Raw genomic sequence first — 23,843 nt, 5'->3', positions numbered from 1 at the left:
AATGCGAGAAAAAATTTCAAGATTTTTTAGTGAACATGAAGATCTGTATCTTATTCTAATTTCCACGTTAATTGGTGTTTTTGCTGGATACGGTAATTTTATTTTCAGGTATCTAATTGGTTTTATTCAGCGGATTTTTTACGGTTCTGACTCAGAATATTTTTTAGAGGTGCTTCAAAAAACATCATTGTTAAAAATAGTTTTTGTGCCAGCTATTGGTGGATTGATTGTGGGAATAATTGCTCTTATTTTTAAATCTGCTAAGGGGCACGGTGTGCCTGATGTTATTAAGGTAATAGCGTTAAATCGCTCCATATCACCGTCTGTTGCTGTGATAAAAACAGTGTCATCTGCCATAACTCTTGGAACAGGTGGCTCAGCGGGTAGAGAAGGCCCCATTGTTCAGATAGGTGCAGCCCTTGGTTCAGGAGTAGGTAGAATTTTCAAATTTTCTTCGGCACGGATGAAAAGTGCCATTGCTGCAGGGGCAGCAGGAGGCCTTGCTGCAACTTTTAATGCTCCCATAGGTGGTGCAATGTTTGCAGCAGAGGTGTTGTTGGGTGAGTTTGGAATAAAGACTTTTTCTCCTATAATTATTTCCTCAGTGATTGCCACAGTGATATCAAGGGCTCTTTTAGGAAATGATGTTACATTTTTTGCTCCACCCTATGAGCTTAAACATCCAGTAGAATTACTGTTTTATATAGTTCTTGGGGTGTGGTGTGCATTTGTGGGGGTTATTTTCATTAAAACTTTTTATTATTTCGAAGAAAAATTTGAGAAAATGAATATACCAAAATTCCTAAAACCAGCTGTAGGTGGATTACTTCTTGGAATAATAGGTCTGTTTATTAAAGAGGTAATGGGTGTGGGGTATGACACCATTGATGATATACTTTATGGTAAGGCACCGTTTCTTCTTGTTTTTATACTTATTTTTTTAAAAATGATAGCAACCTCTTTTACTCTTGCTTCTGGAGGTTCTGGCGGTCTTTTTGTTCCATCCCTTTTTATAGGTGCGGCAAGTGGTGGTTTTATAGGTACAGTTTTTCATTATTTATTCCCTTCTGTTACAGCAGGAAGTGGAGCTTATGGCCTTGTGGCTATGAGTGCAATGCTTGCTGCAACTATGAGAGCACCTCTTACAGCTATTCTGATTATATTTGAGATTACAGGTAATTATCAGATAATTTTACCATTGATGCTTTCTACCATTATTGCAAATATTGCTGCAAACGCTATGGAAAAGGAGTCTATTTTTACTTGGATACTGACAAAGCAGGGGATTAAAATAAATAAGGGTGCAGAAGAGCAGATTTTGAGCTCAATCAAGGTAAAAGACGTAATGCTTACAGATATTACCACTTTTAAAGAGGATACGCATTTTAAAGAGATTCTTGAAGGGATTAAAAATGCAAAGCATATTTACTATCCTGTTCTGAGCAGAGAAGGATATCTTGTTGGAATGCTTTCATTAGATGATATTAAAGGGGTTTTGTTTGAAGAGGGGCTTGAGGATATCGTTGTGGCTGGTGAAATATGCACGAGGAAAGGGTTGATTTATGTAAGTCCAGAGGATACTCTTTCCACCGCTCTGAAAAAGCTTGGGATAAAAGATCTTGGAGCTGTTCCTGTGGTAGAAGAAGAAAATGGAAAGCTCAAACTTTTAGGTTTGCTGAGGAGAAGTGATATAATTCTTGCATACAATAAAGCTGTTACGCGGTTTATGGAGAATAAATGATTGATTTTGAAAAAGAACTAAATAATGAACAGTTAGAAGCTGTAACCTACGTAGACTCACCTCTCCTGGTTTTATCGGGAGCAGGGACTGGGAAAACCCGGGTAATTACATATAAGATTGCTTATCTCATTGAAAAACAGAAGATGGAATCCCATCGGATTATGGCAGTTACCTTTACAAATAAAGCTGCTGATGAAATGAAAAAAAGGGTATATTCCCTTGTGGGGGATGATGCATTCAATCTTTGGATAGGTACGTTTCATTCAAATACGTTGAGAATTTTGAGAAGGGAAGGGTATATTGTTGATTTACCAAATAATTTTACCATAATTGATCAGGATGATCGTTTAAGTCTTTTAAGAAACATAGTGAAGAGGCTTGGTATAGATGATAAAAAGTTTTCACCCAAAATGTATTTACATCTTATCAGCAATTATAAAAACAGTTTAGATTTTGTTTACAGAAAAGAACCAGAAGAGATTGTCCATCGTTTTAATGATGTGTTTGAAAATTATCAATCAGAATTGAAGAGATCTGTACAAATCGATTTTGATGATATGTTAGCTTTGACGTTGAGAATATTTCTTGAAAACAGGGAAATCTTGGATTTTTACAGTAATCTTTTCGATTATATACTTGTGGATGAGTTTCAGGATACAAATTCAATTCAGTTTAATTTTTTGAAAATCTTAGCAGAGCGAAAAGGGAATATCTGTGTTGTTGGAGATGATGACCAGTCCATTTATGGATGGCGTGGAGCCGAAGTAGGGAATATAGTTAATTTTGACAAACATTTTGATAATGTAAAAATTGTAAAACTGGAAAGAAATTACAGGAGTGCACCAGCCATTTTATATGTGGCAAATAATCTGATTAGGAATAACAGTTTTAGAAAAGGTAAAAACCTTCAGCCTCATCATAATTTTGATGCAAAGATTGAGGTGAAGCGTTGCTATGATGAACGTGATGAAGCTGAATTTGTAGTGAAACAGATAGATAAAATTGTAAAAGAAGGTGTGTCTCTTTCAGATATTGCAGTGCTTTATAGAACAAATGCTCAGTCAAGAAACTTCGAGGTGGCTCTTAACAGGAGAGGGATACCTTATCAGGTGATTGGAGGAATAAGTTTTTATCAAAGAAAAGAGATTAAAGATATTCTGAGCTATTTGAGGTTTTTCAATAATTTTTATGATATGGCATCTTTTATAAGGTGTGTAAAAACTCCTCCGAGAGGAATCGGTGATAAAACCATTGAGAAAATAATAAGTGTGATGAATAAGGAAGGGGTTTCTGCCTTTGATGCTGCAAAAATGGTTGCCAGAGAATCATCTAAAAATGTGGCAAAAAGGCTTTTTGAGTTTATTGACCTGATTGATGGATTAAATCAGTTTGATAAAATATCCGAAATGATTTCTTATATTGTAGAAAAGACAAATTATGAAGAATATATAAAACAATTTGAAGAAGTGTATGTGGCTGATAAGCGTATAAACAATATTGCTGAGCTTATAAACTCAGCTGTGGCCTATGAGGAGACGGTGCAGGAGCCTAATCTTGGTGATTTCCTTTCCTCTACCACTTTACAGACTTCGGTAGATGAGATGGATGATGGCTCTATAAAATTGATGACTATTCATTCGGCAAAGGGATTAGAATTTGATACTGTTTTTCTCGTGGGATTGGAAAATGGATTGTTCCCTCTTTATAGCAGTATGGATGAGGAGCTTGAGCTTGAAGAGGAGAGAAGACTCTGTTATGTTGGGGTTACAAGGGCTAAAAAGAGATTGTTTGTGACCTATGCAGATACCAGAATTGTTTATGGTAGAAGGCAAGAAATGGAGCCATCCATATTCCTTGATGAGATGAGGGTTGCAAAAGGAGTGGAGAAAGAATTTAAGGATGGAAAGAAGGTTTTTCATTCAAAATTTGGTAGGGGGATGATAATTTCCATTAAAGGCAGTGGTGAAGATGCAAAAGCGGATGTATTTTTTGAAAAATTTGGTATAAAAAAGATGGCGTTAAAATTTTTAGAATTAATATAGCTTATGAAAGAGACCTTTTCTGAGCGAAAGATTTGAGAAAATAATAAATTTTTACAAATACATTAAAGAGGTGGAAGATGTCACAAATTATATCAAAGGAAGATGTGAAACATATTGCAAAGCTTGCAAGATTGAAGTTTGAAGAGGATGAAGTGGAAAAATTTACTACAGAGTTGAATAAAATCCTTGATTATATCCATAAGTTAAATGAGCTTGACACGGAAGAGGTGGAGCCTACTTCCCACGTCTTAGATATTACAAATGTTTTTAGGGAAGATGAGGTTAAAGATTCGCTTACCAATGAAGAAGCATTAAAAAATGCTCCTGACAAGGATTATGGACATTTTAAAGTACCAAGGGTTATAGAAGGGTAAGGAGGAAGAAGATGGATTTACTTAATAAATCTATTACAGAATTAAAAGCGCTTCTTGATAAAGGCGAGATTACTGCTTACGAGCTAAACAAGTTTTATCTTGATAGAATAAAAGCATTGGATGAGAAAGTAGAATCCTTTTTATACATCAATGAAAATGTACTCGAAGAAGCAAAACTTATTGATGAAAAAAGAAAAAATGGTGAATCTCTACCTGAGTTTGCTGGCATTCCAATAGCTATTAAAGATAATATGGTTACAAAGGGGATGCCTACCACTTGTGCATCTAAGATTCTAGAAAATTTTGACTCACCATATGATGCTACTGTTGTAAATATGTTAAAAGAAAAAGGTTTTTTTATCATAGGCAAGCTTAATATGGATGAGTTTGCCATGGGATCATCCTGTGAAAACTCTTTTTATAAGAAAACAAAAAATCCTTGGGACTTAGAAAGAGTTCCCGGTGGTTCATCCGGTGGTTCTGCTGCTTCAGTGGCTGCGAGACTTGTTCCTGCTTCATTAGGAAGCGATACAGGTGGTTCTATTAGACAGCCTGCATCTCTTTGTGGTGTTTGTGGCTTAAAACCCACCTATGGCAGGGTGTCAAGGTACGGTCTTGTGGCTTTTGCTTCAAGTTTGGATCAAATTGGGCCTATTACCACCTCTGCTGAAGACGCTGCACTTCTTTTGAGTGTGTTTGGAAAACATGATGAACATGATTCAACTTCTGCAGATTATCCAGAAAAGGATTATGTGAGTGCTCTTACAGAGGATGTGAAGGGGATGAAAGTGGGGATTCCGAAGGAGTTCTTTGGTGAAGGATTGCAGGAGGATGTGAAAAAGAGAGTGGAAGAAGCTATAGATGTTATTAAAGGACTAGGTTGTGAAATTAAAGAGATAAGTCTACCACATACAGAATATGGCATTGCAGTTTATTATATTATTGCAACCGCAGAGGCATCAAGCAACCTCGCAAGGTATGATGGAGTGAGATATGGATTTAGAGCTGAAGCTGATGGGCTTATTGGGATGTATGAGAAGACGAGGTCAATAGGATTTGGCGATGAAGTAAAGAGAAGAATTATGCTTGGAACTTATGTATTGAGTGCAGGTTATTATGATGCATATTATCTGAAAGCGCAAAAAGTGAGGACTCTCATTAAAAATGATTTTCTAAATGCATTTAAAGAGGTAGATGTTATTTTAACACCTACATCACCTACCACAGCTTTTAAGTTAGGGGAGAAAAGTGGTGACCCACTACAAATGTATTTGAGTGATATATTTACCATTTCACTAAACCTTTTTGGTGGTTGTGGAATATCAATCCCATGTGGTTTTGACAGTAATAATCTTCCTGTAGGATTACAGCTTATGGGAAGCTATTTTGAAGAAGAAAAGATATTGAGGCTTGCTTACAAGTATCAGGAGGTTACAGATTTCCACAAAAAGATACCTCAGCTTTAAAAAAAGTTAAAGTTTTTTCTAAAGTGGTCGAATGAATAAAAGTAGACCATAAAGGTGAGAACCGATGACTATTGAGTCTGGTAATATTTATAACATATTGAGGACATACAACAGGCAGGTCAAATTTGGCAAAGCAACTGATGCACTGAGCTCGAAGAAATCTTCTTCGAGCTCAGTGGATAAAGTATCCCTTTCTCCTGAAGCGAAAAAACTGATGTTTATTACAGATATTCTTGGTGAAATAGGTAGGGATGATGTAAAAAAAGAGGATATTGAAAAATATCTTAAAGATGTTGATTTTGCTAAAATCAACAGTGATGACCTTGAGAAATTAAAAAAAGATATTCTTGCAAGTTTCGCTTAATTAGTTGCCACTGAAAAAGTGGCAACTAATTTATAATAAATGACTTATTTTAATTTTCTCATAGAGATTCCCCCAGTTTTTTTGAAATTTCTACAATAGCTGGGGGATAAAAAATATTAAAATGCCTTATTTCATGATCTTAGAAGTGAAGTATTCTTCTTTAACTTTTTGATAGAAAATTATTTTAAAAACAGAAATTCATTACCAATACTTAGTTCTCACTTTTTCAGTGAGAACTAAGTAAAAATATGTTGATTATTATCTTCAAATAACATATTTTCCAGATACAATGGAAGTTGTTAGAGATTTATCTAAATGGTTTAGCAAAGCGCCTACAGTTGTTACGATTGGTAATTTTGACGGAGTTCACTTAGGCCATCAAACTATCGTCAAAAAAGTTAAAGAGTTATCAAAGGAATATAATCTAAAAAGTGGAGTTATAACTTTTAATCCACACCCCATAAAATTTTTTAATAATGAAATAAAACTAATCATGACCGAAAGAAAGAAGAAAAAGATATTTGAGGAGCTTGGAATAGATTATTTTTTCAATTTGGAGTTTAATGAAAGTATAGCGAATATGGATCCGGAAATTTTTGTAAGGGAATTACTCGTAAAAACTTTGAAAGCTAAGTTCATTGTAATTGGATACGATTACAGATTCGGTAAGAAAAAAAAAGGTGATTATGAGCTTTTGAAATTATTGGAATCGAGGTATGGGTATACTGCTTTTAAAATACCTCCTGTAAAAGTGGATGAAATTATTGTATCAAGTACAAATATTAGAAAATTATTAACTGAAGGGGATGTAGATCTTGCGAACAGAATGCTTGGGAGAGCTTTTTCATTGGAAGGGGAAGTGATAAAAGGGGATGGATATGGTAAACTTTTGGGTTATCCTACTGCAAACCTGAAAGTGCATAATGAACTGATCCCAGCTTTTGGTATCTATGCTACTAAAACATTAATAGATGGGAAACGTTACCAAAGTGTGACAAATATAGGGATCAGACCTACAATTGTAAATAGAGAGGAGATAAGGGTGGAGACTCACATCTTTGATTTTAATGAAGAGATATACGGGAAATTTATAGAAGTGGAATTTTATAAATATCTGAGAAAAGAGAGAAAATTTGATAAAATTACCGATTTAATCGGTCAAATTGAAAAAGATTGTAAACTAGCTAAAGAGGTTTTGAAGTAATATGAAGGTAGCTGCTGTTAGTCTTGGATGTCCAAAAAACCAGGTAGATTTAGAAGTGCTACTTGGTAAGATGGTGGAAGAAAATTTTGAGATAACAAATAGTGCTGATGATGCAGATGTGATAATTATAAATACCTGTGGTTTTATTGAGCCTGCCGTTATGGAGGCGGTGGAAACGATTTTAGAGTTTGAACCTTATAAAGAGAAAGGGAAAAAAATTGTTGTTACAGGCTGTATGGTTGAGCGATATAAGGATGAATTTGAAAAAGAATTTCCTTTTGTGGATTACTATGCTGGTGTGGGAGAATTAAAATCTGTACTTATGTTTCTAAAAGATGGAATAGAAGGCGAGAAGGAAAAGAACCTATATTTTACCAAAAATAGATTGATATTAAATCCTAAAAGCTATGCTTATCTGAAAGTTGCAGATGGGTGTATTAATAGATGCTCTTATTGCACAATTCCTAGCATAAGAGGGACGCAGAAAAGTAGAGAAATAGAAGATATCTTGGATGAAGCAAAAAAGCTTATAAGCTCGGGAATAAAAGAGTTGATTTTGATTTCACAGGACACCACTAAGTATGGTTTGGATATTTATGGAGAATTCAAGTTAAAAGAGCTTGTGAGAAGAATTCATGATATTGATGGAGATTTCTATATAAGGTTGCTTTATCTCAATCCTGATGGTGTGGATGAAGAACTCATTGACATGGTATTGGGATTAGAAAAAGTAATAAATTACTTTGAGATACCTGTACAGCATATTAATGATAGAATATTAAAGCTTATGAACAGGAAATCTGACTCAAAAAAGATCAGATCAATTTTTTCCAAAATTAGAGAAAAATCAGATGAAGCCTTTATAAGGACAACATTTATAGTGGGGTTTCCATCAGAAACTGAAGAAGAGTGGAGTGAAATAAAAGACTTTTTAGAGGAATATAAGCCTGACTATGCAGGTTTTTTTCCATTTTACAGAGAGGATGGGGTAAAGGCTTCCATGCTTGAGCCTCAAATTGGTAAGCGGGAGAAAAATAGAAGGGTGAGAGAGCTTCAAAAAATCCAAAAAAAGATTACAATGGAAAGGCTAAAATCTCTTAAAAAAAGAGAAATTATCTGCTTTGCTGAGAAAGCAAATGAGGATTTTGATTTCATTCTTGAAGGAAGAGCACTTTTTCAAACGCCAGATATTGATGGAAAAGTTTATTTTATTGATGGTGAAGCCACTGATGGTATGGGTCCGTACCTTTGTAAGATAAAAAGGGTTGTGTATCCTGATTTATATTGTAAAATAGAGTCAAAATTATAGCTTTTATGAGGTATCTGTATGAAAAAATTATTAATATTTTTGTTGGGAATATTTCTTGTAATTTCTTGTGCAGGGAAGCATGAGCAAGAAAAGGATGCAGCAACACTTTTTAAAGAAGGATTGCAACTTTTTCAAAAGCAAAAGTATGAAGATTCAGCTATTTTATTTGAAGAAGCGTTGAAAAAAGCAAATAATCCTGAGCTTGCTGCAAAGTCACAACTTTTTTTAGCAGATTCTTATTACCTTGATGAAAAATATGATGAAGCTATTGCTGCATATAAATCTTATCTTGAACTATATGAAAATAGTGAAGATGCAAAACGTGCATTGTTGAGGCTTGGACTTTCGTATTATGCGATGTTACAGCCTATTGATAGAGACCAGTCGTATACGAGAGATGCGTATAAAACGTTTTTGACGTTGAGAGAGAAGTATCCAGAGTATGCTAAACAGTATGAAGTGGATAAGAAAATAAAGCATTTAAGAGACCTTCTAGCAGAGAAAAACTTTTATGTGGCAAAGTTTTATGTTAGGATTGGAAAGAAAAAAGCTTCTTTGTTAAGACTGGAAAAGATTATTAAAGAATATAAAGACACAAAAGTATATCCCGAGGCAGCACTTCTTTATGCAAAGGTTTTAGTTGAGTTGAATAAACCTGCTGAAGCGGTGTCTATCCTCACAGATCTGTTGAGAACAAGGAAAGAACCACGTCTGTTACCAGGGATTAATGAATTGCTGATGGATATTAAAAAGAAAATTGGGTAAAGACAATGAATGAAAAAAAAGCTTATTATTATTATGAGAAAGGGAAAGAGAAATATATTTCAAAAGACTATGTTAAAGCAAGACAGTTTTTTGAAGAGTTTTTAAAATTTAATGATAATTTTGCTGATGTACATAACTATCTCGGATATATCTATTATGCTTCAAACGATTTGAATAGGGCTATCGAACACTACAAAAAAGCTATAGAGCTGAATCCTTATTACACTGAAGCTTTGATTAATTTGGTGGTTATTTTGCACAGCATTGGAGAGTTTAAGAAGGCTGAAAAGTATCTAGATAGCCTAAAAAAGTCAGAGAAAGTAAGAGGGATTGCTGATAAATATTGTATAGGAAAGTTAGCAAATATGCATGCTGAAATTGCGAATCGTTACACATCCCTTTTTCTTTATGAAGAAGCTGCTAATGAGTATGAAAAGGCTTTGAGGCTTGCTCCAGATTTTCCTGATATAAGACTTGAATATGCCAATGTTTTAAGGGATTTAGGGAGGCTTGAAGAAGCTATCGTTCAGTATGATGAGATACTTATTAGAAAACCTCACTATGTAGAAGCACTTATTAATATGGCTATAGCCTATTACAAGCTTGGATACTTGGGGTTTTGTATTAATGCTTTGAAAAAAGCTAAAGAGATAAATCCTGAAAATAGAATGTTAAAGGCATTCCTTTACCTTTTAGAAAATGCAAAGGAGGTAGAGTAAGTGTTAGATTTAAGATTTATTGTATCAAATATAGACTTGGTGAAAGAAAAGACTCATGCAAGAGGGTATACGGAGATTGATTTTGATGAAATTTTGAAGCTTGATAAAAAAAGAAGAGAGATAATTCAAACAGTAGAAAAATATAAAAAAGAACGCAATGAAGTTTCAAAACAGATAGGGATGTTAAGAAGAAAAGGGGAGGATACTAAGGAGATTGAGGAGAGAGTAAAGAGTATTAAGATTGAGATTGATAAACTTGATGAAGAACTGAAAAATATCGAATCTGAAATTAAGGATATTTTATTAAGAATACCAAATCTTATTGATGATACAGTGCCTATTGGAGAAGACGAGAATGATAATGTATTATACAGAGAATGGGGAGAAAAGAGAAATTTTGATTTTGAGCCAAAGCCTCACTGGGATATTGCTGAAGCCCTTGATATTGTTGATTTTGAAAGGGGTGTAAAATTAGCAAAGTCAAGATTTTCTCTTTACAAAGGTCTTGGTGCAAAGCTTGAGAGGGCTTTAATAAATTTTATGTTAGATGTTCAGACGAAGAATGGTTATCTAGAAGTGATGCCACCTTACCTTGTAAATGAACAGACAATGACAGGAACAGGGCAGTTGCCAAAATTTGAAGAGGAACTTTTCAAATGTGAGAGGGATAATCTCTATCTCATACCTACCGCAGAGGTGCCTGTGACAAATATTTACGCTAATGAGATTCTTTCTGAGGAGGATATGCCTATTTATATGACAGCTTATACCCCATGTTTTAGGAGAGAGGCTGGCAGTCATGGTAAAGATGTGAGGGGGTTAATTAGACAGCATCAGTTTAATAAGGTAGAGCTTGTAAAAATTGTGAAACCTGAAGATTCTGATACAGAGCTTGAAAAACTTTTACAGAATGCAGAAGAAATATTGCAGCTTTTAAATATTCCATATAGAGTGGTGACTCTTTGCAGCGGTGACATTGGTTTTTCTGCAGCTAAAACTTACGATATAGAAGTATGGTTGCCTGGGCTTGGTACATATAAAGAGATTTCTTCATGTAGTAATTTCAAAGATTTTCAATCAAGGAGAGCAAATATTAAATTCAGGAGAAAAGAGACTAAAAAGGTAGAATACCCTCATACGCTAAATGGTTCAGGGCTTGCTGTGGGAAGAACTTTTCTTGCTATATTAGAAAATTATCAGCAGAAAGATGGCTCTGTGGTAATTCCTGAAGTGCTAAGAAAGTATATGGATGGTATAGAGGTAATTAAGCCGTCTTAAAAAGTTAACCGTTGGTTTAGAAGTTTATAAAAATTAAAAATCGAGAGAGATTATTTTTCTCTGTGAAAATCTTTAAAAGGTGTTTTTGTGTGTAAACTATACGTTTTGGCAACGCCGTTATCTCAAAATTATTCTGAAATTCCCGAGTATCAAATTTCTATTTTAAAAAATGTGGATTTGTTCATTGGTGAAGAGAAAAAATTTACCGTGAGACTTCTTGCTTTTTTAAAAATGAGAGATAAGCCTTACCTTTTAATAAATGAGCACTCAGTTGATGATGATTATCTGGTTGCATTAGATGAGATAAAAAAGGTGGAGAGTGCAGTTTTCTTTTCAGATTGCGGGACACCTTCGGTGGCAGATCCCGGTTATAAACTTATAAATATGGCATATCAAAATGGTGTGGAAGTGCTATCTTTGCCGGGGCCGTCATCCATTATGGCTGCATTGTCGGTATCCGGTTTTTATGCTGAAAGGTTCTATTTTGCAGGTTTTCCTCCAAAAAAGGGGTATGAAAGAAAAAATTTCTTCAAGAAATTGGAGAGGTTTAAAGAGACAGTTGTGTTGATGGAACGTCCTTATGCCTGTAAAAGAGTTTTGGATGAGTTGCAATATTTGAAAAAAAGGATATCAATATCTTTTAATCTGGGGATGCCAGATGAAAAGACGTTTAGAGGCTTTCCAAAAGATGTTAGTAAAATGTTAAATGATGTAAAAAAAGCTCCTTTTGTTATTGTTATGGAAGGTATTAAGAAATGAGAGAAATTCTTTTGAATGCTATTAGTGATACGATAAATTTTGTAAGACCTGATAATCTTATAACCAATTATGTGGATTTACAGGGGGATATTCTTCAAATTGGTGAAGAAAAGTTTGAGGTTGGTGACAGGAAGATCCACGTCTTGGGTAGTGGAAAAGGCTCAATATTCATGGCAAAGGCGCTGGAGAAGCTCCTGAAGGATAGAATTGCTGGAGGTGTTATTGTTTCCAACTTTTATGAAAAGCTTGATAGATTAAAAGTTGTGGTTGGATCACATCCGTATCCTGACATTAAAAGTGTAAATGCCACTAAAGAGATGTTGGATTATTTAGAAAATACGGCCGAAAGTGATCTGGTAATTTATTTGTTGAGTGGTGGCACATCAGCACTTCTAGAGCTACCGGAAGATGGTATAGATATTGAAGAGATTAGTTTAATAACAAAAAAACTGATGGATTTGGGGTTGAATATAAAAGAGTTAAACAGTATCAGGAAGAAACTGTCTAAGGTTAAAGGGGGGAAATTACTAAAATATATAAAGTGTGAAGTTGTTACACTTGTTCTTTCCGACGTAGTGGGGGATGAGCTTGGTTTTATCGGTTCTGCGCCTCTTTATCCTACAGTAGATGATGTAAAAAAAGTTGTAGAAAAGTATAATCTTTATGAATTGTTAGATGACAAACTGCTTAAATTAATTTTAAAGGAAGATAATATTCTTGATAAAAAGGTTAAGCATTTTGTTATCGGTAGCAATAAGATTGCTTTAAATTTTTTATCGGATAAGTTGGAAAAAGAAGGTTTTGCTGTTATTAAGCTTACATCAAATTATCAGGGGGATGCGGAAACCATAGGTCAGATGTTTGCAGGTATATATAAAAATATTGTTGAAGATGGATTCCCTCTAAAACGTCCCGTAGCTGTAGTAGCTGGTGGAGAATCTACCGTAAATGTATCGGGGAATGGGCTTGGTGGAAGAAATCAGCATATGGTTTTGTCATTTTTACATGCGATTTCTTCTTTTGATAAACATACTATTTTTGCAAGTGTGGGAACGGATGGCATAGATGGTCCCACTGATGCAGCAGGTGCTTTAATCGACTTTTCTGTCTGGCAAAAAGTTATAGAAAGCGGGATAGATGTGGAAAACTACTTGACAAAATGTGATTCTTACCATTTTTTTGACAAAGTGGGTGGATTGATTAAGACTGGACCTACAGGGACAAACGTTTGTGATTTGACGGTTTTAGTGGTGAAATAATAAATATGAAAGGAATTTTTTTAAGATGAGCAAGTATCTTGTAATGTTTTTGTTATTTATTGCAGGGACGTTTGTTTCATTACAGGCATCGTTAAATGCAAGACTTGCCAAATATACGGGGTTTCTCGAAAGTACTTTTATCTCTTTTTTTGTAGGGACGTTGACCTTACTTCTATTTCTCTTTTTTAAAGGGTTTGGCAATCTCAAAAATATTTCCGAGGTGCCTATTTTGTATTTGAGTGGTGGAGTATTGGGAGCATTTTTTGTTTTTGTTATCACTTATTCTGTGCCGAGAATAGGTGTCAGTGCAGCACTTAGTATTACTATAGCGGTACAGTTAATCCTTGGCTTGATTATCGATAAATACAATCCTTTTGATGTTTCGGCTTTTCATGTATCGTTTTTTAATATTCTTGGGGTTATATTGATCTTTCTTGGAGTGATTTTTTTAACATATAACAGGTGAGATATGACAGGTGTAGGGTTTTTAATTTTGTTTATAATAGTTTTATTAGAAAGTTTTGAGATATTTCTTGAGATAGTAAATATTAAATATGCAAGAAGAATTGTTTATGGGGATAAAAGGGCTATCCCAGATTTTTTAAAAAGTGATGAGTTAAAAAGAAGCATTGACTACCAATGGGATAAAATCAAAGTAGGTATAGTCGAATCTCTTGTTAGTCTTTTCTTTTTATTGGTGATTTTTATCACGGGTATTATACAATGGTATGCAACTAAAATTATGAATTATACGGAAAGTGAATTCATAAGAGCACTTTTATTCTTAGGAAGTATTCAGCTTATAACCGGTTTAATAAGTTTACCTTTTTCTCTTTATAGGCAGTTTGTGGTGGAAGAAAAATACGGTTTTAATAAAATGTCTTTTTCTCTTTTCTTCAGGGATTTATTTTTAGGTACAATAATTGGCGGTATTATTTCTTCCATTTTACTTTTTGTCATAATAAAGATTATTGAGATTTTTCCGCGAAGTTGGTGGTTGATAGCATCTATTTTCACTTATATTTTTATACTGTTTTTAAACTATATTTATCCAGTATTAATTGCCCCTTTATTTAATAGGTTTGAGCCGATCGATGATGAAGAGTTAATTGATGGTATAAAAGATTTATCTGAAAAAAGCGGTTTTGATATTAGTGAGGTTGTTAAAATGGATGCTTCTAAAAGAAGCACTCATAGTAATGCATACTTTTCCGGATTTGGAAAGAAGAAAAGGGTGGTGTTATTTGATACTCTTATTGATAAACTATCCGTAGATGAGCTATTGGCAGTTCTTGCTCATGAGCTTGGTCATTTTAAAATGAAACATATTTTAAAGAATCTATTTATTTCATTTATAATGATTTTAATATCGTTTTTACTTACCTATTTTGTGATAAATAAAGACTTTATTTATCTCTGGTTTGGCTTTGATAAATCGATTTTTATCGGATTATTCCTTGTGACATTACTCTTTGCACCGTTTAAATTTATTATTTCACCAATTTTTATGAGTATTTCAAGAAAACATGAATTTGAAGCGGACAGTTTTGCTGCAAAATTGTTGAAAGGTGGGATGACTTTGAAGAGTGCTTTAATAAAGTTACATAAGGATAATCTTTCAAACCCTTTTCCCCACCCATTATATGTTTTCTTGAACTATTCGCATCCACCCTTGTTGGAAAGGATAAAAAGGTTAGAATCATATGGCGTTTAAAGAGCATACGGGTACGGTTGTCAAAATTGAAAATCGAAGAATGTTTATACAGTTTGGTAAACAACTTGGGTGCCATGCCTGCGAGCATAAAGATAGTTGTGGAATTACAGAAGAGTCCAATGTGTTTGATTTTGATTTGATTGATGGTATAGATGTGGGAGATACGGTAAAGGTTTATATAGAGGATAAAACGGTTTTAAAGTCGGCTTTACTTGTTTATATTCTGCCTATTGCTATTTTGCTTGTTTTTGCGATTATAGGTGGTATTATAACGAAAATTTTTAGTTTTTCTGAAATTTTTACTCCCGCTTTTTCTCTTTTTGGTGTGATAATATATTTTATACTTTTAAAGATGGTTTATGGAAAAAAGAAAATAGATATAAAAATAGAGAAGGTGTGATGAAAGAATTTTTAATTTTGTATTTTAAATCAATAACAACGCTTTTTTTGGTGATTGATCCTATTGGACTTGTTCCAGTGTATATGGCGCTCACGAGTGGGATGACGGTTTCTGAAAGGAAAAGTCTTTTAAATAAATCGGTATTGGTTGGTTTTATTTTACTTGGTATTTTTACGATTGCCGGTAGCAGTATCTTATGGCTTTTTGGTATAGATGTACATGATTTTAGAGTGGCCGGTGGATTGCTTTTTCTGCTGATTTCCATTCAGATTATTTTTGGTAATGATGAAAAGCAGTATAGTAGCGCAGGGACTGGTGTTGTGCCATTTGCTACCCCGTTAATGGTAGGACCTGGAGTAGTTACCGCTACGATAGTATTGACAGGGACAGTAGGTGTGATACCTACGTTAATTTCAGGTATAATATCTTTTGTTTTTACCTATTTGATATTGTATTTTGGAAGAGAAATTTTGGAGCTTTTAGGGAAAAATGTTACAAATGTTATTACAAAGGTTGTTGGTTTGATCCTTGCAGCAATCTCCGTGCATTATATTAGAGAAGGCATTATAGGGGTAATTAGCACATATTAAACAAATGGGTGTGTAAGTTTTTATTGATTTGCATATTTAATATTTATATACTTGCATATTCAGATGTTGGGGGTTTAAATGGATAAAAAATGGCTGGAAACTTATGCAGAAAAATTCAAAGTACTTGGACATCCAGTAAGATTGCAGATTGTTATTGGTTTATTGAATAATGAATGTAATGTTTCTAAAATTTGTGAAGGTTTAAAGATCCCTCAAGCTACCACAAGTCAACATCTAATTGCTTTGAAAAATAAAGGGATACTTGATTGTAAAAGAGAAGGAACTACAGTTTGTTACTATGTGGTAGATGAGGATGTAAAAGCTATTGTAGAAAAGCTAATCGAAGTAACAGGTGTCGATCCAAGTTGTAAATGAAAAATTTAGTTGACAACATTATTTTGTTTTGCTATTGATATCAGTCCGAAATGCAATGCGCCCATAGCTCAACAGGATAGAGCAACGGACTTCTAATCCGTAGGTTGGAGGTTCGAGTCCTCCTGGGCGCGTTTTTTTTGTGGTGGGTGTAGCTCAGTTGGTAGAGCACTGGGTTGTGGCCCCAGCGGTCGCGGGTTCAAGTCCCGTCACTCACCCTTATTATTTTTTTTGCGAGTGTGGCGGAACTGGTAGACGCGCTAGACTTAGGATCTAGTGCCACCCGGCGTGGGGGTTCGAGTCCCTCCACTCGCATAAGGGTGCGAATTAAGCGGGTGTAGCTCAGTTGGTAGAGCGTGACCTTGCCAAGGTTGAGGTCGCGGGTTCGAGTCCCGTCACCCGCTTTTTTCTATATAAAAATCCTGTTGAAAAGGGGAGATTATGAAAGTTGAAGTAAAAAACGCTGAAAAATCACAAAAAGAACTATCTATTGAAATTCCTGTGGAAAAATATAATGAAGCTTTTGAAGCTGAATATAGAAAAATTGCACCTACGGTGAATATCCCTGGTTTTAGAAAAGGAAAAGCACCAAAAAGTGTAGTTTTAAAACAATTTAAACATCGTATAAGTGTGAATGCTCTTGAAAAGGTTATAAATGAATCAATTGTGCAAGCTTTGAGTGAGCATAAAATTAATCCGCTTAATTCTCCAGATGTAAGAGATGTCAATTTTGAAGAAGGGGAACCTATTACTTTTAAAGTTTATGTGGATGTTTTTCCAGAGTATGATGTAGAGAAATATGAAGGGTATGAGTTTGTTAAGGAAAAGGATGAAGTTGCAGATGAGGATGTTGATAAAGTTTTAGAAAAATTAAGAATGCAAAATATATCATATGAACCTGCAGATGATGCTGAAGTGCAAGATGGTGATATGGTTGTTATAGATTTTGAAGGGTTTATTGATGGTGAGCCTTTTGATGGAGGAAGTGCTAAGGATTACAGCTTTGTTGTGGGCTCAAAGACATTGCTAGAAGAGTTTGAGAAAGGGATTATTGGCCATAAAAAAGGGGATGAGTTTGAAGTAGAGGTTACATTCCCTGAAGATTATTTTGAAAAAAGTCTTGCTGGGAAAAAGGCAGTTTTTAAAATCAGTGTTAAAGAAGTGAAAAGAAAAGTTGAGCCTGAGCTTAATGATGATTTTGCTAAAGATGTTGATGAAGAGTGTGAGACCCTTGAAGATTTAAAGGCAAAAGTGAGAAAGGATCTTGAAGAAGAAACTGAGCAAATTGCAAAAGAAAACCTGTATGACAAAATTATTGAAAAGCTGATAGAAGAAAATCCTTTTGATGTGCCTGACACTCTTGTTAGGGATCAGGCTGAGAGACTTGCTACGCAGACTCTGCAGCAGTATCAATATATGTATGGAGTAAACCCTGATCAGCTTGGATTGAATAAAGATAAACTTATTGAAGAGTACTGGAATCTCGCTGAAAAGCAGATTAAAAGTGCACTTATTTTAAATAAAATTGCTGAGAAAGAGAAAATTGAAGTAACTGATGAAGAAGTTGATAAAAAAATTGAAGAGTTGGCTAATAAACTTAAAAGAAATGTTGATGAATACAAAAAAGAGCTTGAGAGATTTGGTGGAATCAACAATTTGAAAAATAATATTCTGACAGATAAGATATTTGAATTCCTTTTTAGTAAAAATAAGATTGAAGAAAAGATTATTACTAAAGAAGAAAGAGAAAAGATGAATAAAGAAAAAGAGGAAAATAAAAATCAACCTGAAGAAAGTAAAGGTGAGTGATTATGAGTTTTTATATTCCTTATGTCATTGAGCAAACTGGTAGAGGTGAAAGAGCTTACGATATTTACTCAAGATTGCTCAAAGACAGGATCATTTTTATAGGGACTACAATAGATGATAATGTGGCGAATGTTGTTATAGCTCAAATGTTGTTTTTGGAAGCTGAGGATCCAGATAAGGATATTTATCTTTATATAAATAGCCCTGGCGGAGTAATTACTAGTGGTTTGGCAATTTATGATACAATGAATTATATCAAGCCTGATGTAACTACAATTTGTATCGGTCAGGCTGCAAGTATGGCTGCTGTACTTTTATCAAGTGGAGCGAAAGGTAAAAGGTTTGCTCTACCACATGCAAGGATTATGATACATCAACCTCTTGGTGGATTTCAGGGGCAGGCTAAAGATATTGAAATTCATGCCCAGGAAATATTAAGAATGAAAAAAATGATAAATAGAATCTTAGCCGAAAATACAGGCAAAAGTGAGAAGCAGATAGACAAGGATTCTGATAGAGACTTTTTTATGAGTGCCATTGAGGCTAAAGAATATGGCCTTATTGACGAATGTATAGAAAAAAGGGGTTGATATTATAGCTTTTTTCTCTATTTTCTATTTAGAGTGTTTCAAAACAGTTCTTATTAATGAGGTGTAATCTATGAAAAACAAGGAAAATTTATATTGTTCATTCTGTGGTAAGCATCAGGATGAAGTTAAAAAGTTGATTGCAGGTCCCAATGTATATATTTGCGATGAATGTGTAGAGTTGTGTTCAGAAATTTTACATGAAGATATAACTGAAGAAGATAAAGATAAAGAGATAAAGCTTCTTAGACCTGAGGAAATCAAAGCTAAGCTTGATGAATATGTTGTTGGGCAGGAAGATGCTAAGAAGGTTTTAAGTGTAGCTGTATACAACCATTATAAAAGGATACTTTTTGGTGCTAAGTCAGATGTTGAGATTGAAAAATCAAATATTTTGATGATGGGTCCCACTGGGACAGGTAAAACACTTCTTGCTAGAACACTTGCAAAGATTTTAAATGTTCCATTTGCCATTGCTGATGCAACTACCCTTACTGAAGCAGGTTATGTGGGTGAGGATGTTGAAAATGTGGTGCTGAAGCTTATTCAGGCTGCAGATTATGATGTAGAAAGGGCTTCAAAAGGGATAATTTTCATAGATGAGATTGATAAAATATCCAGAAAAACTGATAGCCCTTCAATTACGAGGGATGTTAGTGGAGAAGGTGTTCAACAAGCGTTATTAAAAATTATTGAAGGGACTGTGGCAAATATCCCTCCTCAGGGTGGAAGGAAGCATCCTCATCAGGAGTATATTCAGATTGATACTACAAATATACTTTTTATTTGTGGTGGAGCATTTGCTGGTCTTGAAGATGTGATTAAGAGAAGAATCGGTAAGAAGACCCTTGGCTTTGGTACTGATATAAAAAGCACAAGTGATATGACAAGGGATGAGATTTTAAAGGAAGTTCAGCCTGAAGATTTGATTAAATATGGTTTAATCCCAGAATTTGTGGGCAGATTACCTGTAATTGCTACATTGCAAGATCTTGATGAAGATGCGTTAATTAAGATACTTGTGGAGCCTAAGAATTCACTTGTTAAGCAGTTTCAGGAGATATTTAAGTTTGACAATGTGAAACTTACTTTCACCCAAGGTGCATTGAGAGCTATTGCCAAAAAGGCTATTGCAAGGAAGACAGGTGCAAGAGGGTTGAGGTCTATTATAGAAGAGGCTATGCTTGATTTGATGTATAAAATTCCATCGATGGAAGGGTTGCAAGAGTGTATTATAACAGAAGATGTTATTAATAAGCAGGCAGAGCCAATTCTAATGTTTGAAAATAAACAGGAATCAGCTTAAAGCTGGCATAAAGCCAGCTTTAAGCTTAAACAAATTTTGCTGTTCATAAAAAAGTCAAAAAACTCATTGCTAAGATATTTATTCAAAAAATCAAAAGAGGTAAAATATGGCACAGATTGAACAGTACCCTTTAATTCCTTTAAGGGATTTAGTTGTTTTTCCATATATGATAGTCCCTGTTTTTGTAGGAAGACCAAAATCAGTATCTGCTGTAAAGGTGGCGGAAGAAACTGATAAAAGAATATTTTTAACATTACAAAAGGATTCACAAATAGATAAACCTAAAAAAGGCGATATATATGAAGTTGGTGTTGTTGCTGAAATACTGCAGGTTTTAAAACTTCCAGATAATACCATAAAAATTTTGGTCGAAGGGGTTAAGAGAGCCAGGATTGTAAATTATATAGATGATGATGAAACAACTTTTGTGGAAGTGGAAGAGTTGTTAGATGAAGTTTTGAATGAATCTGTCTTGGCCCCATTGAAGGAAACACTTTTAAAAACTTTTGAAGAATACATGAAAATTTCCAAGAAAATTCCAGCTGATATCTATGATACCTTAAAAGATATTAGTGACCTGAATAAACTTGTGTATCTCATTGCTTCAAATTTACAATTTAGGCTTAATGAGCTGCAAACTATTTTAGATATAAATATTGTGGAAGAGCGAGCTGAAAAACTTATAGAAATATTGCAAACAGAGATAGAGATTGCAAAGATTGATGAGAGGATAAAACACAGAGTTAAGGCACAGATGTCGAAAGCTCAAAGAGAGTATTATCTCAATGAGCAAATAAAAGCTATACAAAAGGAACTTGGTAGAGATGATGATTTAAAGGCAGATCTGGAAGAATTGGAATCCAAGATTAAAAGTCTGGATATGCCTGATGAAGTACGGGAAAAGGCAGAACGTGAGTTGAAAAAATTAAAAATAATGCCTCCGATGAGTGCTGAGTCAACAGTTGTGAGGAATTATCTTGATTGGCTTACAAGTTTGCCTTGGGGGATATACACTGAGGATAAAATAGATATTAAGAAAGCAGAGGAAATTTTAGATAGAGATCACTATGGTTTGGAGAAGGTTAAGGAAAGGATATTAGAGTTTCTTGCAGTTAGAAAGGTATCTCCGGATATTAAAGGTCCAATTCTGTGCTTTGTTGGTCCTCCTGGAGTGGGGAAAACTTCTCTAGCTAAATCGATTGCTGAGTCCTTGGGGCGTAAATTTGTTCGTATAAGTTTAGGTGGTGTAAGGGATGAAGCAGAAATAAGAGGGCATAGAAGAACATACATCGGTGCACTTCCAGGGAAATTGATTCAGTCAATGAGAAAAGCAAAAAGTATGAATCCTGTTTTTCTTTTGGATGAGATTGATAAACTTGGTTCTGATTTTAGAGGAGATCCAGCTTCTGCTCTGCTTGAAGCTCTTGATCCTGAGCAGAATAGTGCATTTATGGATCATTACCTCGAAGTTGAATTTGATCTCTCAAAGGTATTTTTTATAACAACAGCAAATACTACAGAAACGATACCTTCTGCACTTCTTGACAGAATGGAAGTGATACAAATTTCTGGATATACAGAAAGTGAAAAGTTTAATATTGCGAAGAAATTTTTGATTCCCAAACAACTTAAAGAGCATTCCATTGAGGATGAAAAAATAAAAATAACTGATTCAGCCATTTACAATGTGATTTGGTATTACACAAGGGAAGCAGGTGTCAGAAATTTGGAGAGGGAAATAGCTGCCCTTGTTAGGAAAGGGGTTAAAAAGCTTGTAAGTAATGAGAAGTTAAAGCAGGTGGTAATAAGTGCAAAAAATATAGAGAAATATCTGGGTGTAAAGAAATTTAGAGTTGAAGAGGTGGAAGAAGACTTTGAGGTAGGAGTGGCGACAGGACTTGCATGGACACCTTATGGTGGAGAAATATTACAGACAGAAGTGGCAATTTTTGATGGCAATGGTAAAATGACTATCACTGGTCAAATTGGTGAAGTTATGCAGGAATCTGCTCAGGCTGCTCTAACAGTTGTAAAGAGTAGAGCTGGCAAGTACGGTATACCTGATTATAAGTTTAAAGATTTTGATATGCATATACATGTGCCAGAAGGTGCTGTTCCAAAGGATGGACCTTCAGCAGGTATTACAATTGCGACTGCCATTATGTCTGCCCTTACGGATAGACCTGTCAATTGTAGAATTGCTATGACAGGGGAGATTACATTACGTGGAAAAGTGTTACCAGTAGGTGGAATCAAAGAGAAGGTGCTAGCTGCACACAGAGCAAAACTAAAAGATGTAATTTTGCCTGAAGAAAATAAGAAAGACTTGACAGATATACCGTCTGATGTTAAGGAGAATATCCGCTTCCACTTAGTGAAAAATATTGATGAAGTATTTAAATTAGTTTTAAAAAAATAAAATAAAAGAAAAGGGGTGATTTAGTTGGCTGTAAACGCTATTGTTAAGGTTGATGGCGATAATATCGATTCTGCCTTGAAGCTTCTTAAAAAGAAGGTTGAAAGAGAAGGTCTGATTCGTGAAATTAAACGCCATACTTATTATGAAAAACCAACAGAAGTAAGAAGAAAGAAGCTTCTCAAGGCAAGAAGGAAGCAGCAAAAGCTTATCAGAAAGCTCAAAGAGAAATATAAGTACTATTAAAAAAAAGCCCTTTTTTAAGGGCTTTTTTTTATGTTTAGATTCTGGTATAAGTGATAGGCAGTATCAACACCTGCAAGTTTTTTTGCATTTTCTATGGAAATATTTTTAATTTTTCCTTTTAATAAAAGTTCTTTGTAGAGGTATTTTTTTCTTAATATTTCTGCTTTGGTTTTTTCATCCATCAGTAACACTCCTTTGGGACAGCTGTACAATTTTCCACTATTTTTTCTAGTTGTGTCTCTGCAACACATATATATGTGTCAGCTGCACCGTAGTATATCAATACTTTATCGTTTTTTACAATCCAGCCGCATGGGAATACAACATTTGGCACATCCCCAATCCTTTCATACAATTCTCTTGGAGCAAAAATAAAATGGGGAGTATATCTAACAACTTCCCATGGTTTTTCTAAATCTAACAGTAATGCTCCCACTCTGTATAAATTCCCTCCTGCAGTTTTTCTTACTCCGTGGTAGAGAAGGAGCCACCCCTTCTCAGTTTTGATAGGTGGAGTTGATGCACCTAGCTTGTAATTTCCCCACCCAGGCTCAGGTGATATCAAAACTTTTGCATTTCCCCAGTGAATTAAATCTGGAGATTCAGTTATCCATAGGGAACCACCGGCACCAGCCATTCCTCCAGGTCTATCTATAAGATAATATTTGCCATTTATTTTTTCAGGAAAGAGAACACCATCTTTATTATCCGTTTCAGAAGCAAAACCGATTCTTGTAAAGGTTGTAAAATCTTTGGTAAAACCTATACCGATACGAGGCCCATAAGGGCCAAAAGCAACATATGTAATGTAATAGGTGTCTCCTATTTTTGTGATTCTTGGATCTTCAACACCATATTTTTCATATATGGCAAAAGGTTCTTCATCGCTTGGTAGAATCCATGGATTATCTTCCACCTTAAAATTGTAACCGTCGTCAGAGTAGGCAAGAGTAAGATGACTGTGACCATTTACATCTTCAACTCTGAGCAGTAAAACGATTTTACCGTTAAATTCGCATGCTGCAGCGTTAAACACTGTATTGCATCTGTATGGTATGTGATCCCTTGTAATAATCGGATTGTTTTCATACCTTTTGAAAATATCAAATTTTCCCATGGTATG

At 34.7% G+C, this 23,843-nt stretch carries 24 protein-coding genes and 4 tRNA genes; 26 read left to right on the top strand and 2 right to left on the bottom strand.

The genetic code is table 11. The features are described 5' to 3' along the window. The first annotated feature begins 1 nt into the window (after position 1). The 26 genes from FHQ18_RS05720 to rpsU all read left to right on the top strand — a co-directional run bounded on the left by FHQ18_RS05720 (position 2) and on the right by rpsU (position 22,720). Complete coding sequence (locus FHQ18_RS05720) at positions 2 to 1,741, top strand: chloride channel protein (RefSeq protein ID WP_149266204.1); 1,740 nt, start codon at positions 2 to 4, stop codon at positions 1,739 to 1,741. Beyond that, entirely contained in the window at positions 1,738 to 3,783 is a 2,046-nt protein-coding gene (locus FHQ18_RS05715; RefSeq protein WP_149266203.1) for an ATP-dependent helicase, read from the top strand. The genes FHQ18_RS05720 and FHQ18_RS05715 overlap by 4 nt, the downstream gene beginning before the upstream one ends. A gap of 77 nt (positions 3,784 to 3,860) precedes the next feature. Further along, positions 3,861 to 4,157, top strand: coding sequence for an Asp-tRNA(Asn)/Glu-tRNA(Gln) amidotransferase subunit GatC (gene gatC, locus FHQ18_RS05710; RefSeq protein ID WP_149266202.1), 297 nt, complete (start codon positions 3,861 to 3,863; stop codon positions 4,155 to 4,157). Between the two features lie 11 nt (positions 4,158 to 4,168). Beyond that, on the top strand, positions 4,169 to 5,623 hold the full coding sequence (gatA, locus tag FHQ18_RS05705) for an Asp-tRNA(Asn)/Glu-tRNA(Gln) amidotransferase subunit GatA (RefSeq protein WP_149266201.1): 1,455 nt from the start codon (positions 4,169 to 4,171) through the stop codon (positions 5,621 to 5,623). Between the two features lie 64 nt (positions 5,624 to 5,687). Then, positions 5,688 to 5,987 carry a hypothetical protein gene (locus tag FHQ18_RS05700; RefSeq protein WP_149266200.1) on the top strand — a complete coding sequence of 100 codons (300 nt, stop codon included), beginning with the start codon at positions 5,688 to 5,690 and terminating at the stop codon, positions 5,985 to 5,987. Positions 5,988 to 6,276: 289 nt separating this feature from the next. Then, complete coding sequence (locus FHQ18_RS05695; protein ID WP_149266199.1) at positions 6,277 to 7,191, top strand: bifunctional riboflavin kinase/FAD synthetase; 915 nt, start codon at positions 6,277 to 6,279, stop codon at positions 7,189 to 7,191. Position 7,192: 1 nt separating this feature from the next. After that, entirely contained in the window at positions 7,193 to 8,500 is a 1,308-nt protein-coding gene (gene rimO, locus FHQ18_RS05690; RefSeq protein ID WP_149266198.1) for a 30S ribosomal protein S12 methylthiotransferase RimO, read from the top strand. 18 nt (positions 8,501 to 8,518) lie between these two features. Next, the gene (locus FHQ18_RS05685; protein WP_149266197.1) at positions 8,519 to 9,265 is read left to right on the top strand and encodes an outer membrane protein assembly factor BamD; all 747 of its coding nucleotides are present in this window, start codon (positions 8,519 to 8,521) and stop codon (positions 9,263 to 9,265) included. A gap of 5 nt (positions 9,266 to 9,270) precedes the next feature. Next, complete coding sequence (locus tag FHQ18_RS05680; RefSeq protein WP_149266196.1) at positions 9,271 to 9,984, top strand: tetratricopeptide repeat protein; 714 nt, start codon at positions 9,271 to 9,273, stop codon at positions 9,982 to 9,984. Then, positions 9,985 to 11,262: a serine--tRNA ligase gene (gene serS / locus FHQ18_RS05675; protein WP_149266195.1), complete on the top strand. Its 1,278-nt coding sequence runs from the start codon at positions 9,985 to 9,987 to the stop codon at positions 11,260 to 11,262. It abuts the gene before it with no gap. A 105-nt stretch (positions 11,263 to 11,367) separates the two neighbouring features. Beyond that, positions 11,368 to 12,021, top strand: a complete 654-nt coding sequence (locus FHQ18_RS05670; RefSeq protein ID WP_188020351.1) for an SAM-dependent methyltransferase — start codon at positions 11,368 to 11,370, stop codon at positions 12,019 to 12,021. Continuing rightward, complete coding sequence (locus tag FHQ18_RS05665) at positions 12,018 to 13,280, top strand: glycerate kinase type-2 family protein (RefSeq protein WP_149266193.1); 1,263 nt, start codon at positions 12,018 to 12,020, stop codon at positions 13,278 to 13,280. The genes FHQ18_RS05670 and FHQ18_RS05665 overlap by 4 nt, the downstream gene beginning before the upstream one ends. 25 nt (positions 13,281 to 13,305) lie before the next feature. Beyond that, positions 13,306 to 13,746, top strand: coding sequence for a DMT family transporter (locus FHQ18_RS05660; RefSeq protein ID WP_149266192.1), 441 nt, complete (start codon positions 13,306 to 13,308; stop codon positions 13,744 to 13,746). 3 nt (positions 13,747 to 13,749) lie between these two features. Next, the gene (locus FHQ18_RS05655; protein ID WP_149266191.1) at positions 13,750 to 14,994 is read left to right on the top strand and encodes a M48 family metallopeptidase; all 1,245 of its coding nucleotides are present in this window, start codon (positions 13,750 to 13,752) and stop codon (positions 14,992 to 14,994) included. Further along, positions 14,984 to 15,394, top strand: coding sequence for a SoxR reducing system RseC family protein (locus FHQ18_RS05650; RefSeq protein WP_149266190.1), 411 nt, complete (start codon positions 14,984 to 14,986; stop codon positions 15,392 to 15,394). Before FHQ18_RS05655 ends, FHQ18_RS05650 begins: the two co-directional genes overlap by 11 nt. Then, the gene (locus tag FHQ18_RS05645) at positions 15,394 to 15,984 is read left to right on the top strand and encodes a MarC family protein (RefSeq protein ID WP_149266189.1); all 591 of its coding nucleotides are present in this window, start codon (positions 15,394 to 15,396) and stop codon (positions 15,982 to 15,984) included. The genes FHQ18_RS05650 and FHQ18_RS05645 overlap by 1 nt, the downstream gene beginning before the upstream one ends. 78 nt (positions 15,985 to 16,062) lie before the next feature. After that, the gene (locus FHQ18_RS05640) at positions 16,063 to 16,359 is read left to right on the top strand and encodes an ArsR/SmtB family transcription factor (RefSeq protein ID WP_149266188.1); all 297 of its coding nucleotides are present in this window, start codon (positions 16,063 to 16,065) and stop codon (positions 16,357 to 16,359) included. A 57-nt stretch (positions 16,360 to 16,416) separates the two neighbouring features. Further along, positions 16,417 to 16,490, top strand: a tRNA-Arg gene (locus tag FHQ18_RS05635). A gap of 11 nt (positions 16,491 to 16,501) precedes the next feature. Beyond that, positions 16,502 to 16,574: transfer RNA gene (locus FHQ18_RS05630), tRNA-His, on the top strand. A 15-nt stretch (positions 16,575 to 16,589) separates the two neighbouring features. Beyond that, positions 16,590 to 16,671, top strand: a tRNA-Leu gene (locus FHQ18_RS05625). A gap of 16 nt (positions 16,672 to 16,687) precedes the next feature. Further along, positions 16,688 to 16,760 (top strand) — tRNA-Gly (locus FHQ18_RS05620). 37 nt (positions 16,761 to 16,797) lie between these two features. Beyond that, complete coding sequence (tig, locus tag FHQ18_RS05615; RefSeq protein WP_149266187.1) at positions 16,798 to 18,165, top strand: trigger factor; 1,368 nt, start codon at positions 16,798 to 16,800, stop codon at positions 18,163 to 18,165. Positions 18,166 to 18,167: 2 nt separating this feature from the next. Continuing rightward, on the top strand, positions 18,168 to 18,755 hold the full coding sequence (gene clpP, locus FHQ18_RS05610) for an ATP-dependent Clp endopeptidase proteolytic subunit ClpP (RefSeq protein ID WP_149266186.1): 588 nt from the start codon (positions 18,168 to 18,170) through the stop codon (positions 18,753 to 18,755). Between the two features lie 70 nt (positions 18,756 to 18,825). Next, positions 18,826 to 20,058, top strand: a complete 1,233-nt coding sequence (gene clpX / locus FHQ18_RS05605) for an ATP-dependent Clp protease ATP-binding subunit ClpX (RefSeq protein WP_149266185.1) — start codon at positions 18,826 to 18,828, stop codon at positions 20,056 to 20,058. A gap of 106 nt (positions 20,059 to 20,164) precedes the next feature. Further along, positions 20,165 to 22,477 (top strand): endopeptidase La, encoded by a 2,313-nt coding sequence (lon, locus tag FHQ18_RS05600; RefSeq protein ID WP_149266184.1) that lies wholly within the window; start codon positions 20,165 to 20,167, stop codon positions 22,475 to 22,477. Between the two features lie 24 nt (positions 22,478 to 22,501). After that, positions 22,502 to 22,720 carry a 30S ribosomal protein S21 gene (gene rpsU / locus FHQ18_RS05595; RefSeq protein WP_149266183.1) on the top strand — a complete coding sequence of 73 codons (219 nt, stop codon included), beginning with the start codon at positions 22,502 to 22,504 and terminating at the stop codon, positions 22,718 to 22,720. A 14-nt stretch (positions 22,721 to 22,734) separates the two neighbouring features. On the opposite strand, the gene FHQ18_RS12615 is transcribed toward rpsU, so the two are convergent. Together FHQ18_RS12615 and FHQ18_RS05590 are read right to left on the bottom strand one after the other, a co-directional pair. Next, positions 22,735 to 22,902 carry a hypothetical protein gene (locus tag FHQ18_RS12615; protein WP_188020350.1) on the bottom strand — a complete coding sequence of 56 codons (168 nt, stop codon included), beginning with the start codon at positions 22,900 to 22,902 and terminating at the stop codon, positions 22,735 to 22,737. Continuing rightward, the gene (locus FHQ18_RS05590) at positions 22,902 to 23,837 is read right to left on the bottom strand and encodes a glycoside hydrolase family 130 protein (protein WP_149266182.1); all 936 of its coding nucleotides are present in this window, start codon (positions 23,835 to 23,837) and stop codon (positions 22,902 to 22,904) included. Before FHQ18_RS05590 ends, FHQ18_RS12615 begins: the two co-directional genes overlap by 1 nt. Between the last annotated feature and the right edge of the window lie 6 nt (positions 23,838 to 23,843).

Origin of the sequence: Deferribacter autotrophicus, assembly GCF_008362905.1 — a bacterium.
GTDB classification, from domain to species: domain Bacteria; phylum Chrysiogenota; class Deferribacteres; order Deferribacterales; family Deferribacteraceae; genus Deferribacter; species Deferribacter autotrophicus.
Note: the sequence above shows the minus strand (reverse complement) of the source record. Positions and strands in the feature narration are given on the sequence as shown.

What these genes read in the sequence shown, in the direction of transcription:
- gatA (WP_149266201.1), top strand. Translation starts at nt 4,169, where the DNA reads ATGGATTTACTTAATAAATCTATTACAGAATTAAAAGCGCTTCTTGAT.
- rimO (WP_149266198.1), top strand. Translation starts at nt 7,193, where the DNA reads ATGAAGGTAGCTGCTGTTAGTCTTGGATGTCCAAAAAACCAGGTAGAT.
- FHQ18_RS05700 (WP_149266200.1), top strand. Translation starts at nt 5,688, where the DNA reads ATGACTATTGAGTCTGGTAATATTTATAACATATTGAGGACATACAAC.
- tig (WP_149266187.1), top strand. Translation starts at nt 16,798, where the DNA reads ATGAAAGTTGAAGTAAAAAACGCTGAAAAATCACAAAAAGAACTATCT.
- lon (WP_149266184.1), top strand. Translation starts at nt 20,165, where the DNA reads ATGGCACAGATTGAACAGTACCCTTTAATTCCTTTAAGGGATTTAGTT.
- FHQ18_RS05695 (WP_149266199.1), top strand. Translation starts at nt 6,277, where the DNA reads ATGGAAGTTGTTAGAGATTTATCTAAATGGTTTAGCAAAGCGCCTACA.
- FHQ18_RS05640 (WP_149266188.1), top strand. Translation starts at nt 16,063, where the DNA reads ATGGATAAAAAATGGCTGGAAACTTATGCAGAAAAATTCAAAGTACTT.
- FHQ18_RS05720 (WP_149266204.1), top strand. Translation starts at nt 2, where the DNA reads ATGCGAGAAAAAATTTCAAGATTTTTTAGTGAACATGAAGATCTGTAT.
- gatC (WP_149266202.1), top strand. Translation starts at nt 3,861, where the DNA reads ATGTCACAAATTATATCAAAGGAAGATGTGAAACATATTGCAAAGCTT.
- FHQ18_RS05680 (WP_149266196.1), top strand. Translation starts at nt 9,271, where the DNA reads ATGAATGAAAAAAAAGCTTATTATTATTATGAGAAAGGGAAAGAGAAA.
- FHQ18_RS05645 (WP_149266189.1), top strand. Translation starts at nt 15,394, where the DNA reads ATGAAAGAATTTTTAATTTTGTATTTTAAATCAATAACAACGCTTTTT.
- FHQ18_RS05590 (WP_149266182.1), bottom strand. Translation starts at nt 23,837, where the DNA reads ATGGGAAAATTTGATATTTTCAAAAGGTATGAAAACAATCCGATTATT.
- FHQ18_RS05715 (WP_149266203.1), top strand. Translation starts at nt 1,738, where the DNA reads ATGATTGATTTTGAAAAAGAACTAAATAATGAACAGTTAGAAGCTGTA.
- FHQ18_RS05655 (WP_149266191.1), top strand. Translation starts at nt 13,750, where the DNA reads ATGACAGGTGTAGGGTTTTTAATTTTGTTTATAATAGTTTTATTAGAA.
- FHQ18_RS05685 (WP_149266197.1), top strand. Translation starts at nt 8,519, where the DNA reads ATGAAAAAATTATTAATATTTTTGTTGGGAATATTTCTTGTAATTTCT.
- FHQ18_RS05650 (WP_149266190.1), top strand. Translation starts at nt 14,984, where the DNA reads ATGGCGTTTAAAGAGCATACGGGTACGGTTGTCAAAATTGAAAATCGA.
- FHQ18_RS05665 (WP_149266193.1), top strand. Translation starts at nt 12,018, where the DNA reads ATGAGAGAAATTCTTTTGAATGCTATTAGTGATACGATAAATTTTGTA.
- FHQ18_RS05660 (WP_149266192.1), top strand. Translation starts at nt 13,306, where the DNA reads ATGAGCAAGTATCTTGTAATGTTTTTGTTATTTATTGCAGGGACGTTT.
- FHQ18_RS12615 (WP_188020350.1), bottom strand. Translation starts at nt 22,902, where the DNA reads ATGGATGAAAAAACCAAAGCAGAAATATTAAGAAAAAAATACCTCTAC.
- clpX (WP_149266185.1), top strand. Translation starts at nt 18,826, where the DNA reads ATGAAAAACAAGGAAAATTTATATTGTTCATTCTGTGGTAAGCATCAG.
- clpP (WP_149266186.1), top strand. Translation starts at nt 18,168, where the DNA reads ATGAGTTTTTATATTCCTTATGTCATTGAGCAAACTGGTAGAGGTGAA.